This window comes from Acidithiobacillus thiooxidans ATCC 19377 (assembly GCF_009662475.1).
GTDB classification, from domain to species: domain Bacteria; phylum Pseudomonadota; class Gammaproteobacteria; order Acidithiobacillales; family Acidithiobacillaceae; genus Acidithiobacillus; species Acidithiobacillus thiooxidans.
On the sequence record NZ_CP045571.1, the window covers coordinates 1,089,223 to 1,104,213 of the forward strand.

Consider the following 14,991-nt stretch of genomic DNA (forward strand, 5'->3'; position numbering starts at 1 on the left):
CCATGTTTGATATCACACATTTTGTTCGTACCCTTGCGATCTGGGCGATTCCGGTGCTGTTTGCCATCACCGTGCATGAGGTCGCCCACGGCTGGGTGGCCTGGAAGCGAGGCGACCCCACGGCGATGCTCATGGGTCGTCTGACCCTGAATCCGGTGAAACATATTGATCCTTTTGGAACGATTATCCTGCCGGGTATCTTGTTGCTGTTTCATTCCCCCTTTTTATTTGGATATGCCAAACCAGTGCCGGTGAATTTTAGTGGCCTGAAAAAGCCGAAAACGGACATGGTCTGGGTAGCTATCGCCGGACCCGCAGCCAATCTGCTGATGGCCATTTTCTGGACAGCCATATTGTGGTTGGGTGGACACCTTCCCGGCACCCTGGCTTATGTCGCTACACCCATGCAGTTGATGGGCGAGGCGGGCATTATCATCAATGTCATCCTGATCATTTTCAACCTGATACCGATTCCGCCACTGGACGGCGGCCGGGTTGCCGTAGGCTTGTTGCCGGCTTCTGCCAGCATCGCCCTCAGCCGGGTTGAACCTTATGGGTTTATTATTCTCATTGTGCTGCTTTTTACCGGCATTTTGTGGAACGTACTGGGCCCATTGTTTTTATGGGTTTATCATTTTTTCCTGGCAGTAGGTGCTGGATAATGAAAGAAATTATTGTCTCTGGAATGCGCCCGACCGGGCGTTTGCATATTGGTCATTATCATGGCGTACTGAAAAACTGGGTACGCTTGCAGGATCAGGGCGAGTGCTATTTTTTTGTGGCAGACTGGCATGCGCTGACCACCCATTATGAAAGCGTTGAGGGCATCAGTACCGCCGTTTGGGATATGCTGGTTGAGTGGCTGGCGGTGGGAATTGATCCGGATAAAGCAGTTCTATTTATTCAGTCGCATGTTCCCCAACATGCCGAATTGGCCCTGCTGCTGGGGATGCTGACGCCTTTGTCGTGGCTGGAGCGCGTGCCGACTTTCAAGGACCAGCAGGAAAAACTGCGGGAACGGGATCTGGCGACCTTCGGTTTCCTCGGTTATCCGCTGCTGATGACGGCGGATATTCTGCTGTATGAGGCCCAACAGGTGCCCGTAGGGGCCGATCAGGTGGCACATCTGGAAATCAGCCGGGAGCTGGCTCGACGTTTCAACAGCTTTTATGGCCGTGATGCGGAAACCCGGCAGCAGATTGAAAGAGGGTTGCAGGCCATGGGCAAGCGTGCTGCCAAAACTTTTGCTCAGTTGCAACAGCGTTTTCAGCAAAATGGGGATTTGTTGGCCGTCACCGAAGCGGCTGAATTTCTCCGGCAGCAGGCAGGATTGAGTCCGCTGATGCAGGCGCAGTTATTGGCGCATCTGGAAGGGAAGGGCCGTGAAATTCTTCGCGAACCTCAGGCGTTACTGACTGCCGCTTCCAAATTGCCCGGCCTCGATGGCCAAAAAATGAGTAAATCCTATGGGAACACCATTCCCTTACAGGAAGACCCGGAACATATTCGCAAGAAAATTCGTACCATGCCTACTGATCCGGCGCGCGTCATGCGTACTGATCCGGGTACTCCGGAAAAATGTCCGGTATGGGGATTTCATCAGGTATATTCCAGTGAGGAGACGCGAAACTGGGTGCGACAAGGCTGTACCAGCGCCGGTATTGGTTGTCTCGATTGCAAACAGCCTGTGATTGAAGCAGTGCTCGTGGAGCTGGCACCGATTCGCGAACGCGCCGAATACTGGGCAGCGCGTCCGGAACAATTGCGGGAAATTGCCCATGCTGGTGCGCAACGTGCCCGTAACAGGGCCGGGCAGACTATGGAAAAAGTGCGCTCCGCCATGGGCTTGGCTCACGAACTGGGTATTGGTTGAGTGATATTCACGTGACGGTGGTGAATGCTGGCATGGGGCAGGCCGTACAGGTCAATGGTCAGCCCTTGGACAGCTTACCAGAGGGCTTGTTTATTCCTCCCGATGCCCTGGAGTTGCTTCTGGACAGCTTTTCCGGACCTCTTGAATTACTGCTTTGGCTGATTCGTCGTAACCGTATGGATATTCGCGATATTCCGGTGGCGGAAGTCACCCGTCAGTATTTGCAGTACCTCCAGGAAGCCCGGCGGCGGAATCTGGAGCTGGCAGCAGAATATCTGCTGATGGCCGCCTGGTTGGCGGAAATCAAGGCAAGAATGCTGCTTCCGGTACCACCCGCCTGTGAAGACGAAGAAATGGACCCTCGACTGGAGCTGGTGCGTCGTCTTGAGGCCTTGGCGCTGGTGCAAAGCCAGTCAGAAATCCTCCAATCCTTGCCGCAGTCAGGGCGCGATTTCTGGATGGCCAACCCGGTCTCCTATGATGACTTGCCTCCGTCTCTGCCTCTGATCGAACTGGGTGATATTGCTGCGGCCTGGTTGCGTATACAGCGGCGCCCCGAGCGACGTGATCAAACTGTCCATCATCTTTCCAACCCGGCCATGGGTTTGCGGCAGCGCATGGTGGAAGTGCTGCTTTGCTGTCGTCGGGATCAGCGTCCCTGGCAACTGCTTGAGTTGTTGCCTGAGTTAAGTCGGCAGGCCTTGGCTATATCCTTGTTGGCCATTCTGGAGTTATTGCGCCAGGAAGCCTTGCAACTGCATGATGATGGCGCCGGTGGCTGGCAGGTAAGTATCGCGGGCATGGAGGTTCCGCAGCATGCGTGAGGCCTTGCTGGCTTTGTTTTTGTCCAGTGCAGAACCACTGTCGCGGGAACAGCTCGCTGGCATTTTCGCCGACGACCCGGAATATGCGGGTTGGGAAGCGGCACTGGAGATTTTACTGGCCGCTGGTGAAGGCCCCATGCAGCTGATCGCCGTTGCAGGTGGATATCGTCTGCAGATTCATCCTCGCCACCATGGGCTGTTAGCGCGCTTGCATGTAGAGGCTCCCCGCCCATTGAGCAAAGCGGTGCTGGAAACATTGGCGGTTATTGCCTATCAACAGCCTGTTACCCGTCCGGAAATTGAACACTGGCGGGGAGTATCGGTAGGTGCGAGTATCATGCAGCAGTTACAGGAGCTTGGCTGGATTGCTGTGGTAGGTCACCGCGAAAGCCCTGGTCGTCCGGCGCTTTGGGCAACTACTTCTGAATTTATGCAGCATTTTGCTTTGGCTTCCTTGGGAGATTTGCCCGTAGTAAGGACCGATAAATAGAAAGATTATTTTAATATTAGAAAAAACTTATTTGACGGCTTGATAATATGGTCGCATATTTTTGTGGAATTTGTTGATGGCGGTTAATAAAAAGAGGCCGGCATCCGCATTGGGTTAGATGTGGTCAATAATGTGACGAGGAGCAGACCAATGGCACATGTAGTGATTTTAGGGGCAGGTACAGGTGGCATGCCCGCAGCTTATGAAATGAAGGAAGCCTTGGGTTCCGGGCATGAAGTGACGCTCATCAGCGCCAATGATTATTTCCAGTTTGTACCATCAAATCCCTGGGTGGGCGTGGGCTGGACCAAACGGGATGACATTGCTTTCCCCATCAAACCTTATGTAGAACGCAAGGGCATTCATTTTATTCCCAAGGCAGCGGAAAAAATTGATGCTGAAGGCCAGGAAATTACCCTGGCTGACGGAAGTAAGGTGCGTTATGACTATCTGCTGATTACCACCGGACCCAAACTGGCTTTTGAAAATGTACCGGGCTCCGATCCGCACGAAGGCCCCATTCAGTCTATTTGTACGGTGGATCATGCGGAAAAAGCCTATCAGGACTATCAGGCGCTTCTGGCCGAACCCGGTCCCATTGTGATCGGTGCCATGGGCGGTGCCAGTTGTTTCGGGCCAGCTTACGAATATGCTATGGTTTTAGCTTCTGACCTTAAAAAGCGCGGCATGCGTGACAAAATCCCTTCCTTTACTTTTGTGACCAGTGAGCCCTATTTGGGTCACCTGGGTATTCAGGGCGTTGGTGATTCTACCGGAATCCTGAGCAAGGGGCTCAAGGAAGAAGGTATTGAAGCCTACACCAATTGTAAGGTCACCAAAGTAGAAGGTGGCAAAATGTTTGTCACCCAGGTCAATGACAAGGGTGAAGTAGCCAAGGAATTCACCTTGCCAGTCAAGTTCGGCATGATGATTCCTGCTTTCAAGGGGGTTCCTGCCGTAGCGGGTGTTGAAGGCTTGTGTAATCCGGGCGGCTTTGTGCTGGTAGACGAACACCAGCGCAGCAAAAAGTACGCCAACATTTTCGCTGCTGGCATTGCCATTGCGATTCCTCCGGTGGAAGCCACACCGGTGCCTACTGGGGCCCCGAAAACCGGCTACATGATCGAATCCATGGTTTCTGCTGCGGTGCACAATATCAAAGCGGACCTGGAAGGTCGTAAAGGTGAGCAGACCATGGGTACCTGGAATGCCGTCTGTTTTGCTGACATGGGTGATCGCGGCGCAGCTTTCGTAGCTCTGCCGCAGTTGCGTCCCCGCAAGGTTGACGTATTTGCCTATGGTCGCTGGGTGCATCTGGCCAAGGTGGCCTTTGAAAAATATTTCATTCGCAAGATGAAAATGGGTGTTTCCGAACCTTTCTATGAAAAAGTGCTGTTCAAGATGATGGGCATCACCCGCCTCAAGGAAGAAGTACCGCCACATCGTAAAGCTTCCTGAGCATCACCCGCAGCAAAACATCAGACCCCGCCTCGCGCGGGGTTTTTTATCCTGAAAACTACCATGAGGCATGCCCGGAGATTTTTGAACAATGGATGAAAAATTACAAAAAGTTTTGGCACGCTTTGGTCTGGGATCCAGAAGACTTATGGAACAATGGATTACTGCCGGTCGTATTCAGGTGAATGGTCAGGTCGCCAAACTGGGGGATCGGGTTACACCGCAGGACAAAATATCGGTAGATGGAGAAGCCTTGCGGATTCCTTCCTGGGTTCGCCCGCGACTGCGGGTGCTGCGTTACCACAAGCCAGCAGGGGAGCTGACTACCCGGAATGATCCCGATGGTCGTCCAACTGTTTTTGATCGCTTGCCCAAGTTGCGTGGCAGTCGTTGGGTGGCCGTTGGCCGTTTAGACTATAACACGGAAGGACTCCTCCTTCTCACCAATGATGGGGATCTGGCCAATGCCTTGATGCATCCCCGTGCGGGCATTGAAAGAGAATACGCGGTCCGCATATTGGGTGTTTTGAGTAACGAACAGCAAATCCAGCTTTTGAAAGGTGTGACGCTGGAAGATGGGGAAGCGCGATTTCTCAAAATTGAAGAGGCTGGTGGTGAGGGAGCCAATCACTGGTATCACGTCACTCTTGCTGAAGGTCGCAACCGGGAAGTGCGCCGTCTGTTTGAAGCCTTGGGTCTGGCAGTCAGTCGTTTGATTCGAGTGCGCTATGGCGTGGTGGAAATGCCACGTTTACTCAAAAATGGTTATTTTGATGAATTACCCGATGAAGAACGAGATAATCTGCTGGCTAGCGTCAAATGGGTGAATCCGGCAAGGCCGATGACCGAGCATGGAGTGGCAGATTCCAAATCGCACAACTCAAACAGATCATCATCGGAGCGGCATCCAGGGGCATCTCGTTCATCGAGGTACAAATTTTGAACGAATGTATTATAATTGATTCATATGTAATATTTGTGTTACTTTGCTCGTGTAAGCATGCTGAGAGAGTGTTCATATGGAACTCACGACCCAATCCAGAAGCCCCGTTAACGAGGTGCGGACTTATTTATTGGTACCGGAAAACAAGATTCAAGAAGTTACGCGGGCACAGTGCCTTGATCCGGAGAAGGATGATGCGAATATTTCATGGATGACAACAGTTTTGTTTATTATTCTTTCAGAGGTCATAGGTTTTTTTGTCAAACTATTTCGTTGAAGCTTGATAATATTCACCGATAATTTCCCAAGCAGCAAAAATTATCCGAGTGATGATATGTGCTGCGAACCATATAACAAAAAAACGTAATACATCCATTATTATAGGTATCCAGAAAGGGAACTCCCCACCGAATCCCAAGGGCTGGGGTAGCAATCCCCATTCAGCAGCAATAATGGCCAATAACCAGGTGATCGCCCAACTTTTTACGCTGGCAGTAGGGCTACTGCGGCGCTTGGGCTTGAATTTCTGATCAACTATTGGTTCTTCTTTCTTGTCCTTTGCCATGATATCTCGTAGTTATTTTTTAGTGACCCATGACATGGTCGCGCAGTTTGTCCAGTTGTTGTTGCACCATGGTGCTGAGACTTTTCAGCTGATCGGCACCAGTATGAACGGCGGCATTATCTCCTTTTTTTAAGGCATTAATAATGGCGATTCCCAACTTATGTACTTGCGGATGAACCTGCTGTACAGCAATAAAGGCTTCGGATTGAGCGATGGGAGTTTCCAGCATGCTGTCCATCCATTGCCCTAAACGGCACTGGTGGTGGTCTTTAATGTTGTTGATATCAATTTGGCTGGCTTTATCAGTAATCGCTTCCAGAATTCGGCTGACCCATAAAACATGGTCTGCCTTAACCACGGTCAGTCGAGTGGCCAGTGCCGGATCACCCTGCATGGCCGCTTCACTGGCGTGCGCCAGTTCATCACGAACATGGTCGAGACACTGGCGGATAGCCTGGAATTGCTGAGCAAATTGTCCCATGGACTGCTGCAATGCATTCATGTGTGTACCCATGCTTTCTGCGGCGACAACTTCCCGGGCACTCCCACTGACAATGTTTTCAATGTTTCCACGGGTTTTTTGTGCAGACTGGTTGGCCATACCCAGGACCTCGGCAACGGTTTCGAGAGCATCTCCGCCACGACGCAAATGTTCCACACTGGCGCTGACGCCCGTTTCAACTTGTATGGCTCCTTTGTTTATGGTGGTTGCAGAACTACGTATATCAGCAGCAGCACGAGCAGAACTTTGCGCCAGTTTTTTGACTTCATCGGCAACTACCGCAAAACCGCGCCCATGTTCCCCGGCGCGTGCAGCCTCAATAGCCGCATTGAGAGCCAGCAGGTTGGTTTGCTTGGCAATTTCCTGCACTTTGCCTGCCAATGTGGTAATAGTACGGGTTTGCTGCAGAAAAGCCTGTACAGTTTCCCCCATGGATGTGACGGTTTGCTCGACGAGATCCATTTCGCCAATTAACACGGAAAGCCGTTCGTTTCCCATCTGCACATCATGTAAGGTCGCTTCGGCCAGCGACTGGTTGGAGCCAATACTGTCTGCCGTGCTGCGCACCGCTTTTATGACCGCATCGGCCTGATCATACAGGGATTGGCTATCCAGCTGTGCAGTACGTAAATCCTGCTCTAAGTCCATACCCAGCAAGTGACTTTCAGCAGTTTGCTCCAGGGCTGTAACTTGATGATCCAGAACTTTACAGCTTTGCCAAAGACGTGCTTTTTGCCAGTCACAAATCGGCGTAATGGTTTTTCCGAGTTCAGGATCATCTCGAATTAACTGTGCCGTTTCTGCGTCACCATCCAGGCAGGCAGAAAACAGGGAAAGCAGAGTATGGTTTTCAGTGGACATGGCGTAGCCTCGTCATGGTGAGATTTTAGTGAGAATGAATAACGCTCGTAATAGCGCGAGCCAGATCATCCGGTAAAAATTTTGCTACGTAGCCATCCGCGTTGACACTGCGCGCATGGGCTTCATTGGCGGTACCAGATAGCGATGAGTGAATGACGACCGGTACATCGCGGAGGGCTTCATTTTCTTTAATATGACGGGTCAATGTAAATCCATCCATTTCGGGCATTTCAAGATCCGTCAAAACCAGTGCGACCTTGTCACGAAGTGGGGTGCCTGACGCTTTGGCATCTTGCGCGAGCTGTTTTAAACGTTCAAGTGCTTCCTTGCCGGTTTTGGTTCCTATAAAAGCCAAGCCCAAACTTTTCAGGGTTTTTTCGATCTGATTGCGCGCGACACCAGAATCATCGGCATAAAGAATGACGGCACCTTTGGGAATTTCTATGGCATGTTGTTGTACGAGTTCATCTCCGGCTTTGAAACGCGAAGGTAATACCTGACGAAGAATGTGTTCCACATCCAGCACCAGAGCCAGGCGTGCGGTTTCTTCGTCCTCATCAAGCCGTGCCAGACTGGTGACCAGGCCGCCTACTGAGGCACCCTCCGCAGAAAGTACGCGACTCCACTCCAGTCGGACAATTTCTTCGACATCTTCAACGGCAAATCCTTGCACAGAACGCTCATATTCTGTAACCAGCAGAATATTTAATCCGTCTGTTTTGCAGCCGACCACCTCTGGTAAATTAATCACGGGAATGATTTGTCCACGTATGTTGGCGACGCCCATCACATGCTCAGGCGCACCGGGCATGGGCGTGATTTTGGGCATGACCAGTGCTTCACGGACCTTGAACACATTGATCCCAAAAAGTTCGCGGCTATTGATTTTGGGATCCGTGCCGAGACGGAATACCAGCAGCTCAAACTTGTTGGTGCCCGCAAGCTGGGCGCGTTCATCAACTTCCCGCAGTAACTGATTCATGATCCAATCCTCAATAGGTTTTTTGAATGATCGCGCTTAGCGCGTCCATATGCTGGAAAATATTATCCCGACTATCCAGGACCTGCCGCAGTAATTTGCCAGTACTTTCCTGATCACCGGCTTGATGTGCAGCCAGTAGTTCCCGCGCGCGTTGATGGAATTGCCGATGCGGCTCGGCCAGGGCGACAAATTCAGCTTCATTGCCCAGAAGCTGCCTCCCTGTTCCTTCATACCATGAGCCCAGAGCACACTGATGTTGGTCCTGCAGATCATCCGGACTCATTGGTGACCCATTATCACTCACGGCATTTTGCAGGCGGTGAACCAATGCTTCATGACTTTGACGGGCGGCATCCAGGGTCATGGATACCGCTAGCGTGCGTAAATTTTTTATTTCTTTTTGCAGATTGCGCGTCACATCCATGGATTGCTGCGCCTGTTGCTGATTGTTCTGTGCGGCACTATCAATATTTTTTGCCGTTAAATTGACGGCTGTTATATTGTTTTGCACTTCGTCTGTGGCATCCTGGACACGTTTGGATAAATTCCGGACTTCATCAGCTACTACGGCAAAACCTCGACCATGTTCTCCGGCACGAGCGGCCTCAATGGCGGCATTTAATGCCAGCAGGTTGGTTTGATAAGCAATTTCGCGGATAGTCTGGGCGATGCGGCTGATTGCAACTACCTGATTCATGAGGGACTGCGAGGCTTGATGGTTATCATCAATGGCTTTTGTAAGTAACGTCAGGTTTTTATTGACTGTTTCCATGGCCGAAGCAGCTTCGGCGGATGTATGGGTGAGTATACGCGCATTTTGGGTCGCATTTCTGGAGCTACTTTCCGAAAATTCATCCATAGTACTCTATTCCCTTTAATGGTTAATTGATCCCGGTACCGACATTGATTTTGTCGAACCAGTCCAGAAAGCGCTTAACATTATCGCCACTATAAATAGCCCCATGCTGTGGGCAGAGATGTTGTATATCTAATTGACTCACCCGCTCTATCCAGTTTTTCTTGGCGGCATTGGAAGGCATCCAGCGTTCATGAAAATATTTGGCTTTTTTGATATGTTCTTCAAAAGCGCGCCCGGTTTTATCGCGTCGGTCTACCCATGCGTCATGACCGGGGGTAATAATGCGGCACCCACATCACCGGAAAACAAAATTTTTGCCTCTGGATCATAAACATGAAAATTAGCTGAAGAATGCAGGTAGTGAGCCGGTATAAACTCCAGGCGCCGCCCTCCAATCATCACATCTCCGCCCTCATCAGGAATGTTTTGCAGTGGGGCATCGAGCGCACCATAATGACGTATAAAACCTTCCCATAGCTTGGGAACGTGCCATTCCATTTTATCGTTACAGGCATGCCATAGCGGCAAGCTGGAAGCAATATCGGGGTCCTGATGTGAAACAAAGGCTGCTTTCAGGCTGGAAGGCGGAATGACTTCCACCATGGCTGCAAAGACCTGGGGAAAAATCTCAAATCCGCCTGGATCCAGAATGATGCTTTGTCCGTTCGATTCGATGACGTAAACATTGGAATCAATGACCCGATGTTCGTCCTGATCGTAAATGATCCACCAGCGATGGCTGCCTGCTTCAAAGACGGGTGCTGCTTTCATGTTCCAGACTCTCCAATTGATGGCGATAGCTGCGAATCGCCTGCGCGACGGTGCGGACGGCTTCGCCCATGTCTCTGGAAACCCGCATCAGCGGAGCTCCGGTTCTTTCTGCAAGTGCCGCTTCGATCCGGCCGTTGGTGACTACATATTCTTGTTCTTCAATACCTTCTTGAAGTTGCTGAACGGTTTCCAGGAGATGGCCCAAAATTTTGACAGCTTCGACTTCTTCCTGCTGAATAACTTTTTGCCAGGTGTTCTGGGTGCTGATCAGGTTGGGACAAGCCTTGCCATGGATCGGGCTGTCACTCAGCATTTCCTGGAATGATTGAGCAAAGCGCTGATGCTGCAAAATGCGCATATAAGCTTCAATGAGTGGCGCGATACTTTCCTGAAGATGGGAGGCTGATGTCTTTAAAATGGCTGCTCTTTCCCGGAAGGCCTGGGCTACCACGCCATAACCGGCCAAGGCGTTACCATGACGCTTGACCAGCACCATGGCATTAAGTGCGCGCCGGTCAATTTCACGCAATGCCTTTTCGATACTTTGCCGTGCTGCAAAGGACGCGTCTACGACCCTCATGATGTGCTGAATATCCATCAGGCAGCTCCCTTACAGGAAACATTGATTATGGTCGAATCTCCACCATGATCAATAACATGGTTAGCCAGGGCGCCGGCATCGAGAATCAGCACGACATTACCTTTTCCGGAAATGGTAGCGCCCTGGTACCAGTTCTGCTCAGCGAGGAAATCAATGGGTTTGACCACAGAGTCCTCGTTTCCAAGCACTTCAGAAACCATAATCAAACCCCGCTCTGTCAATATCCCCTCTATCGGTTCTGATCCTAAACGGAGGGGGCGATCATGAAGAAGTCTGCCGAGATCGACCATGGGGATGACTTCAGTACCGTCTACCCGATAGACACTGCGACCACTCATGCGATGAATCCGGCTTTCCTGGATGTCCAGCAGACTTTCGATGCTGGATACCGGAAGCGCGTAGATTTCCCGCCGCAAACGCAGGTAAAGCACGGGTAGTACCGCCATGGTCAAAGGAAACTCCATGGAAATACTTGTGCCTAAACCCGGTTTGGTCTGAATATCCAGGCGCCCACGCAGCTTGCGAACAGTTTCCTTGACCACATCCATGCCGACACCTCGTCCGGAAATGTCGGTAACCTGATCATTGGTAGAAAATCCGGGGCGGAAAATCAGTTCAACCGCTTCCTGTTCCGAGAGGCGCGCCGCCTGCTCTGCAGTGATGACTCCTTTATCCACGGCTTTCCGGGTAACAAACTGACTGTCAATGCCGCGCCCGTCATCGGAGACTTCAATACGCACCTTATCGCCCAAATGAATAGCAGCAACTCTGATTTTGGCACTGCGCGCCTTCCCTGCGGCCTGGCGATCTGCAGGTAACTCAACGCCATGGTCGAGACTGTTACGGAGCAAATGGGTCATAGGACCAGATAGTGCATCGACCACAGCTTTGTCGATTTCAACGTCTTCGCCCACAATTTCGAGCGCAACTTCTTTGCCGAGTTGCCGGGAAGTGTCCCGGACTACTCTGGGCAACTGCTGAAACAGACGCTTGCAGGGTTGCATACGCAGACGCATGACGGTGCTTTGAATGTCGTTGACGGTGATGTCCACTTCGCGTGCGATGCGCAGCATGTCTTCATTTTCTTCGCCCAGGCTGCCGATGGCAGAACTCAGTCGGTTACGGAGCAAAACCAGTTCACCCACCTGATTCATTACGGCGTCCAGACGGGCGGCATCGACGCGCAATGTAGTATCGGCTGCTTCTTGCGCAGCGGCGGCGCTGCGTGCGGGGGGGGCTGCTTTGCTTGCATTGGTTGCTTCCGAGGATGGATTGGTCGTTGTGCTGACTGATTGTGTTGGCGGAGCAATCTCGGCAGTGGCTTTTTCTGAATCTATCGAACTTGCAGAAACGGTTGCGGTAAGGGCGGGTTGTTCATATCCTGGAGCTTGCTGGCCGTAAAGTTGATCCAGCACCTGCTCAAACTCTTCCGGCGAAATTTCGTCACTGTTCAATTGGCCGGAATCGGACGCACTGGTAACCCCTGGGGCCTTGTTTCCATAAAGAGCGTCCAGAGTGGCCTCAAATTCTGCGTCGGTAATTTCATCCGCTGCAGTCTCGCTGGAAGATGCGGATTCCGTGCGTTCCAGGAACAGTCCAGATTCACCAGCAGCTGTGGGTCGCTGGCTGACCAATAGCGTGGCTTCCGGAGGAAAGGGGTTGGAAGGTGTTGCGTCACTTTCGATCGGTCCATTTACAGAAACTTGCTCTGCGCGTTTTCCTGCTGCCAGTTCCTGAATAAGCTGGCCGAGTTCTTCTGGTCCTGGCCCGGGATATTCTCCACAGGCAAGCTGTTGCAGCATGTCATCAATCACGTCAAGGCCGCGCAGGATGGCATCAATCATCGCTCCATTAACGACCAGGGTATGGGAACGCAGCTTGTCCAGCAGATCTTCCAGATGATGGGTCCAACTGACGAGATGATCGGCTTCGAGAAATCCGGCACCCCCTTTGAGGGTATGAAAAGCCCGGAAGACGGAGGCGAGCACCTCATCATTGTTCGGATCGGATTCCAGACGCAGGGTGTCGTCCTGAGCTTTTTCGAGGAGTTCCCGAGCTTCCGGCAAGTAATCCTGCAGAATTTCCATATCCATGCTTTTTAGATCCCCAGTTCTGCCAGCAAGCTATCCACTTCTTCCTGATTGATGCTGGGATTAGCCTCGGCAGTTGCGGCGTTTTCCTCTGTGATATCACTGGCTGATTCCATACCCGCTTCTGCCAGAGTAAGGCGGATACGTTCTTCAACGGCCTGAAGCAGGGTGATGGCTTTTTTCAGCCGTTGACCGGCAAGATCCTGCCCCTGTTGGCTGGCCAGAATAACGAGCAGGGCGCTTTCAATATGCTTTAGGGGCTCATCGATATAACTATTGTGCGTGTTGCGAATGATGGTTACCGCATCTTGCGCTCTTTCGACAGCGGCAAGAGTGGCCATAGTCTGCTCTTCGGTTAAGCGCAGTGCTTCTTCCAGAGGGTTTTGTGCACCGGACAAATTTTCTTCGGCAGTATTGGCGATTCGCTTCAGGCCTTCACGCAGCAGTAACTCGGCCTCACTGAGCAGACGATTAGGATCCAGCGGATTTTGTGTGGTCATCACTGGCCTCCCTGAGCCGCCTGAAGACGCTTGAACACGCTATCCAGCTTTTCTTTCAGGGTGTCGGCCGTAAAAGGCTTGACGATGTAACCGTTGACTCCGGCTTGGGCTGCTTCCAGGATGTTTTCGCGTTTGGCTTCAGCGGTGACCATGAGTACCGGAATATGTTTGAGTTGTGGATCTGAACGGATGGCACGCAGCAGATCAATTCCCTGCATATTGGGCATGTTCCAGTCGGAAACAACGAAATCAAAGGGTCTGCTGTGCAGTTTCTGTAGTGCCTGAACGCCGTCCTCAGCTTCATCAAAATTGCTGAAACCGAGTTCGCGTAACAAATTGCGTACAATGCGCCGCATCGTAGAGAAGTCATCCACCACTAAAATGTGGATGCCCTTGTCGACCTGATCAATACCCATAAATGCTGATCTCCTCCTTGAGTCGTACTCCATCCGTTGCATACGGAAAAGCAATTCCTGTACCACCTGTCTGGATGGAGTAGTGCAGATGTTCTGCTTTTCAATACGGCACATCTCCAGGAAAACTAAAGCCGGTTGGTTAAATCCAAATCTAAAAACGGCAGTTGCCGTGGGTGCTTTGTAGCGACTTTTGTTTCGAGCCGTTGTTGTTCTTGGCGAAATCCTGCGTCCGTCAGGAGAGCTGTTTGAGCCCGCAGGGCGAGTTCTCTCCTGACAGCAGGATGAGCCGTAGAACAACAGGCGAAGAACAAGGGAGCAAAAAGCACCCACGGCAACTGCCGTTTTTAGGTTAAAGAATGCTTACATAGGCAATCAGCCGCGCTGGCTGATGTTGCCTGCCATGATCGGGTCTGTTCCTGCCTTGCTGGGGTTTTGAGGAGCGACCACCACGATACTCACACGACGATTCATGACCAGACCCTTGGCGGTATTATTGGATGCTACAGGGTGGTACTTGCCATATCCGGCAGCAACCAGATGATGCGGGTTGACCCCATGCTCAATAAAAAGTTCGACGACGGATACGGCCCGCGCTGCAGATAGTGCCCAGTTGGAGGCAAATTGTGGGGTACGGATGGGCAGGTCGTTCGTGAAGCCGTTCACCTGGATTTGATAAGGTACCTGCGCCAGAACTTTGGCGATATTACCTAAGGTGCTGCGCGCATTACCGCTGAGTTGTGCCTGCGCTGATGGAAAGAGAATCTTCGCATTCAAGTCAATGACTACTCCCAAATTGCTGCGATGGATGGCCACGCTACCCTGATCAATCAATGGCTTGAGTAAGGCCTTCATTTGCGCCTCAATTTTTTGCATTTCCGGATTTGCCTGGGGTTTGGGTTCATGCGCTCGGGGTGATACCTGACCTTGCTGCACATGGGGAACCGGGTCCAGGGTGGCTACTTTCGGTAATGCCGGCAGGGCTACCGGGGTTTGGGTCAGGCTATTGGTATCCGATCGTATCGGGACGGGTGACCAGGGTTGACCACTAAAGGCGGATACCAGAGTTTTTGATAATACCTTGTATTTTCCTTCATTTACTGAAGAAATGGCATACATGACCACAAAAAATGCGAAAAGCAGGGTAATGAAGTCGGCGTAGGAGACCAACCATCGTTCGTGGTTTTCCCATTCCTCTTCTGCTTTCTTTTTGCGTGCCATCCCATATTCTCCTGTGTTCTCTATACACTCAGCCATTA

General features: G+C 51.5%; 17 protein-coding genes and 1 pseudogene. 6 read left to right on the plus strand and 12 right to left on the minus strand.

Going from position 1 to position 14,991, the window contains the following annotated elements:
• Window positions 1-2 precede the first annotated feature (2 nt).
• The 6 genes from GCD22_RS05670 (at window position 3) to rluB (ending at window position 5,588) form a co-directional block, all read left to right on the plus strand.
• Window positions 3-662 carry a site-2 protease family protein gene (locus GCD22_RS05670; RefSeq protein WP_024892661.1) on the plus strand — a complete coding sequence of 220 codons (660 nt, stop codon included), beginning with the start codon at window positions 3-5 and terminating at the stop codon, window positions 660-662.
• Window positions 662-1,873: a tryptophan--tRNA ligase gene (locus GCD22_RS05675; protein WP_010640321.1), complete on the plus strand. Its 1,212-nt coding sequence runs from the start codon at window positions 662-664 to the stop codon at window positions 1,871-1,873. Before GCD22_RS05670 ends, GCD22_RS05675 begins: the two co-directional genes overlap by 1 nt.
• The gene (locus GCD22_RS05680) at window positions 1,870-2,697 is read left to right on the plus strand and encodes a segregation and condensation protein A (protein ID WP_139112107.1); all 828 of its coding nucleotides are present in this window, start codon (window positions 1,870-1,872) and stop codon (window positions 2,695-2,697) included. The genes GCD22_RS05675 and GCD22_RS05680 overlap by 4 nt, the downstream gene beginning before the upstream one ends.
• Window positions 2,690-3,187, plus strand: coding sequence for an SMC-Scp complex subunit ScpB (scpB, locus tag GCD22_RS05685; RefSeq protein ID WP_031569825.1), 498 nt, complete (start codon window positions 2,690-2,692; stop codon window positions 3,185-3,187). The genes GCD22_RS05680 and scpB overlap by 8 nt, the downstream gene beginning before the upstream one ends.
• A 150-nt stretch (window positions 3,188-3,337) precedes the next feature.
• The gene (locus GCD22_RS05690) at window positions 3,338-4,645 is read left to right on the plus strand and encodes a sulfide:quinone oxidoreductase (protein WP_031569823.1); all 1,308 of its coding nucleotides are present in this window, start codon (window positions 3,338-3,340) and stop codon (window positions 4,643-4,645) included.
• Between the two features lie 91 nt (window positions 4,646-4,736).
• Window positions 4,737-5,588 (plus strand): 23S rRNA pseudouridine(2605) synthase RluB, encoded by an 852-nt coding sequence (gene rluB / locus GCD22_RS05695; protein WP_031569821.1) that lies wholly within the window; start codon window positions 4,737-4,739, stop codon window positions 5,586-5,588.
• A 265-nt stretch (window positions 5,589-5,853) separates the two neighbouring features.
• On the opposite strand, the gene GCD22_RS05700 is transcribed toward rluB, so the two are convergent.
• From GCD22_RS05700 to motD, 12 genes and pseudogenes are all read right to left on the minus strand, one after another.
• On the minus strand, window positions 5,854-6,153 hold the full coding sequence (locus tag GCD22_RS05700; protein WP_031569819.1) for a hypothetical protein: 300 nt from the start codon (window positions 6,151-6,153) through the stop codon (window positions 5,854-5,856).
• A gap of 19 nt (window positions 6,154-6,172) precedes the next feature.
• A complete protein-coding gene (locus tag GCD22_RS18705) occupies window positions 6,173-7,516 on the minus strand; it encodes a methyl-accepting chemotaxis protein (RefSeq protein ID WP_031569817.1) in 1,344 nt (447 codons plus the stop codon).
• Window positions 7,517-7,541: 25 nt separating this feature from the next.
• Entirely contained in the window at window positions 7,542-8,498 is a 957-nt protein-coding gene (locus GCD22_RS05710; protein ID WP_010640337.1) for a chemotaxis protein, read from the minus strand.
• 10 nt (window positions 8,499-8,508) lie between these two features.
• Window positions 8,509-8,922 carry a CZB domain-containing protein gene (locus GCD22_RS18910; RefSeq protein ID WP_404812155.1) on the minus strand — a complete coding sequence of 138 codons (414 nt, stop codon included), beginning with the start codon at window positions 8,920-8,922 and terminating at the stop codon, window positions 8,509-8,511.
• Window positions 8,923-8,934: 12 nt separating this feature from the next.
• A pseudogene (locus tag GCD22_RS18915) lies at window positions 8,935-9,357 on the minus strand (methyl-accepting chemotaxis protein); the annotation flags it as partial.
• A 22-nt stretch (window positions 9,358-9,379) separates the two neighbouring features.
• Window positions 9,380-9,538 carry an oxygen-binding di-iron domain-containing protein gene (locus GCD22_RS18405; RefSeq protein WP_244947586.1) on the minus strand — a complete coding sequence of 53 codons (159 nt, stop codon included), beginning with the start codon at window positions 9,536-9,538 and terminating at the stop codon, window positions 9,380-9,382.
• Window positions 9,539-9,609: 71 nt separating this feature from the next.
• Window positions 9,610-10,128, minus strand: coding sequence for an oxygen-binding di-iron domain-containing protein (locus GCD22_RS05720; protein ID WP_244947587.1), 519 nt, complete (start codon window positions 10,126-10,128; stop codon window positions 9,610-9,612).
• Window positions 10,106-10,726, minus strand: a complete 621-nt coding sequence (locus GCD22_RS05725; RefSeq protein ID WP_031569810.1) for a hypothetical protein — start codon at window positions 10,724-10,726, stop codon at window positions 10,106-10,108. The genes GCD22_RS05720 and GCD22_RS05725 overlap by 23 nt, the downstream gene beginning before the upstream one ends.
• Window positions 10,726-12,822 (minus strand): chemotaxis protein CheA, encoded by a 2,097-nt coding sequence (locus GCD22_RS05730; protein ID WP_081577548.1) that lies wholly within the window; start codon window positions 12,820-12,822, stop codon window positions 10,726-10,728. Before GCD22_RS05730 ends, GCD22_RS05725 begins: the two co-directional genes overlap by 1 nt.
• A 5-nt stretch (window positions 12,823-12,827) precedes the next feature.
• Window positions 12,828-13,319: a protein phosphatase CheZ gene (locus GCD22_RS05735; protein ID WP_031569802.1), complete on the minus strand. Its 492-nt coding sequence runs from the start codon at window positions 13,317-13,319 to the stop codon at window positions 12,828-12,830.
• Entirely contained in the window at window positions 13,319-13,735 is a 417-nt protein-coding gene (gene cheY / locus GCD22_RS05740) for a chemotaxis response regulator CheY (RefSeq protein WP_010640349.1), read from the minus strand. Before cheY ends, GCD22_RS05735 begins: the two co-directional genes overlap by 1 nt.
• 372 nt (window positions 13,736-14,107) lie before the next feature.
• A complete protein-coding gene (gene motD / locus GCD22_RS05745) occupies window positions 14,108-14,953 on the minus strand; it encodes a flagellar motor protein MotD (RefSeq protein ID WP_031569790.1) in 846 nt (281 codons plus the stop codon).
• Window positions 14,954-14,991: the final 38 nt, after the last annotated feature.

Excerpts from the sequence above, each read along its gene's own strand:
- GCD22_RS05670 (WP_024892661.1), top strand. The coding sequence starts at position 3 with ATGTTTGATATCACACATTTTGTTCGTACCCTTGCGATCTGGGCGATT.
- GCD22_RS05675 (WP_010640321.1), top strand. The coding sequence starts at position 662 with ATGAAAGAAATTATTGTCTCTGGAATGCGCCCGACCGGGCGTTTGCAT.
- scpB (WP_031569825.1), top strand. The coding sequence starts at position 2,690 with ATGCGTGAGGCCTTGCTGGCTTTGTTTTTGTCCAGTGCAGAACCACTG.
- GCD22_RS05690 (WP_031569823.1), top strand. The coding sequence starts at position 3,338 with ATGGCACATGTAGTGATTTTAGGGGCAGGTACAGGTGGCATGCCCGCA.
- rluB (WP_031569821.1), top strand. The coding sequence starts at position 4,737 with ATGGATGAAAAATTACAAAAAGTTTTGGCACGCTTTGGTCTGGGATCC.
- GCD22_RS05700 (WP_031569819.1), bottom strand. The coding sequence starts at position 6,153 with ATGGCAAAGGACAAGAAAGAAGAACCAATAGTTGATCAGAAATTCAAG.
- GCD22_RS18705 (WP_031569817.1), bottom strand. The coding sequence starts at position 7,516 with ATGTCCACTGAAAACCATACTCTGCTTTCCCTGTTTTCTGCCTGCCTG.
- GCD22_RS05710 (WP_010640337.1), bottom strand. The coding sequence starts at position 8,498 with ATGAATCAGTTACTGCGGGAAGTTGATGAACGCGCCCAGCTTGCGGGC.
- GCD22_RS18910 (WP_404812155.1), bottom strand. The coding sequence starts at position 8,922 with ATGGATGTGACGCGCAATCTGCAAAAAGAAATAAAAAATTTACGCACG.
- GCD22_RS18405 (WP_244947586.1), bottom strand. The coding sequence starts at position 9,538 with ATGCCTTCCAATGCCGCCAAGAAAAACTGGATAGAGCGGGTGAGTCAA.
- GCD22_RS05720 (WP_244947587.1), bottom strand. The coding sequence starts at position 10,128 with ATGAAAGCAGCACCCGTCTTTGAAGCAGGCAGCCATCGCTGGTGGATC.
- GCD22_RS05725 (WP_031569810.1), bottom strand. The coding sequence starts at position 10,726 with ATGGATATTCAGCACATCATGAGGGTCGTAGACGCGTCCTTTGCAGCA.
- GCD22_RS05730 (WP_081577548.1), bottom strand. The coding sequence starts at position 12,822 with ATGGATATGGAAATTCTGCAGGATTACTTGCCGGAAGCTCGGGAACTC.
- GCD22_RS05735 (WP_031569802.1), bottom strand. The coding sequence starts at position 13,319 with ATGACCACACAAAATCCGCTGGATCCTAATCGTCTGCTCAGTGAGGCC.
- cheY (WP_010640349.1), bottom strand. The coding sequence starts at position 13,735 with ATGGGTATTGATCAGGTCGACAAGGGCATCCACATTTTAGTGGTGGAT.
- motD (WP_031569790.1), bottom strand. The coding sequence starts at position 14,953 with ATGGCACGCAAAAAGAAAGCAGAAGAGGAATGGGAAAACCACGAACGA.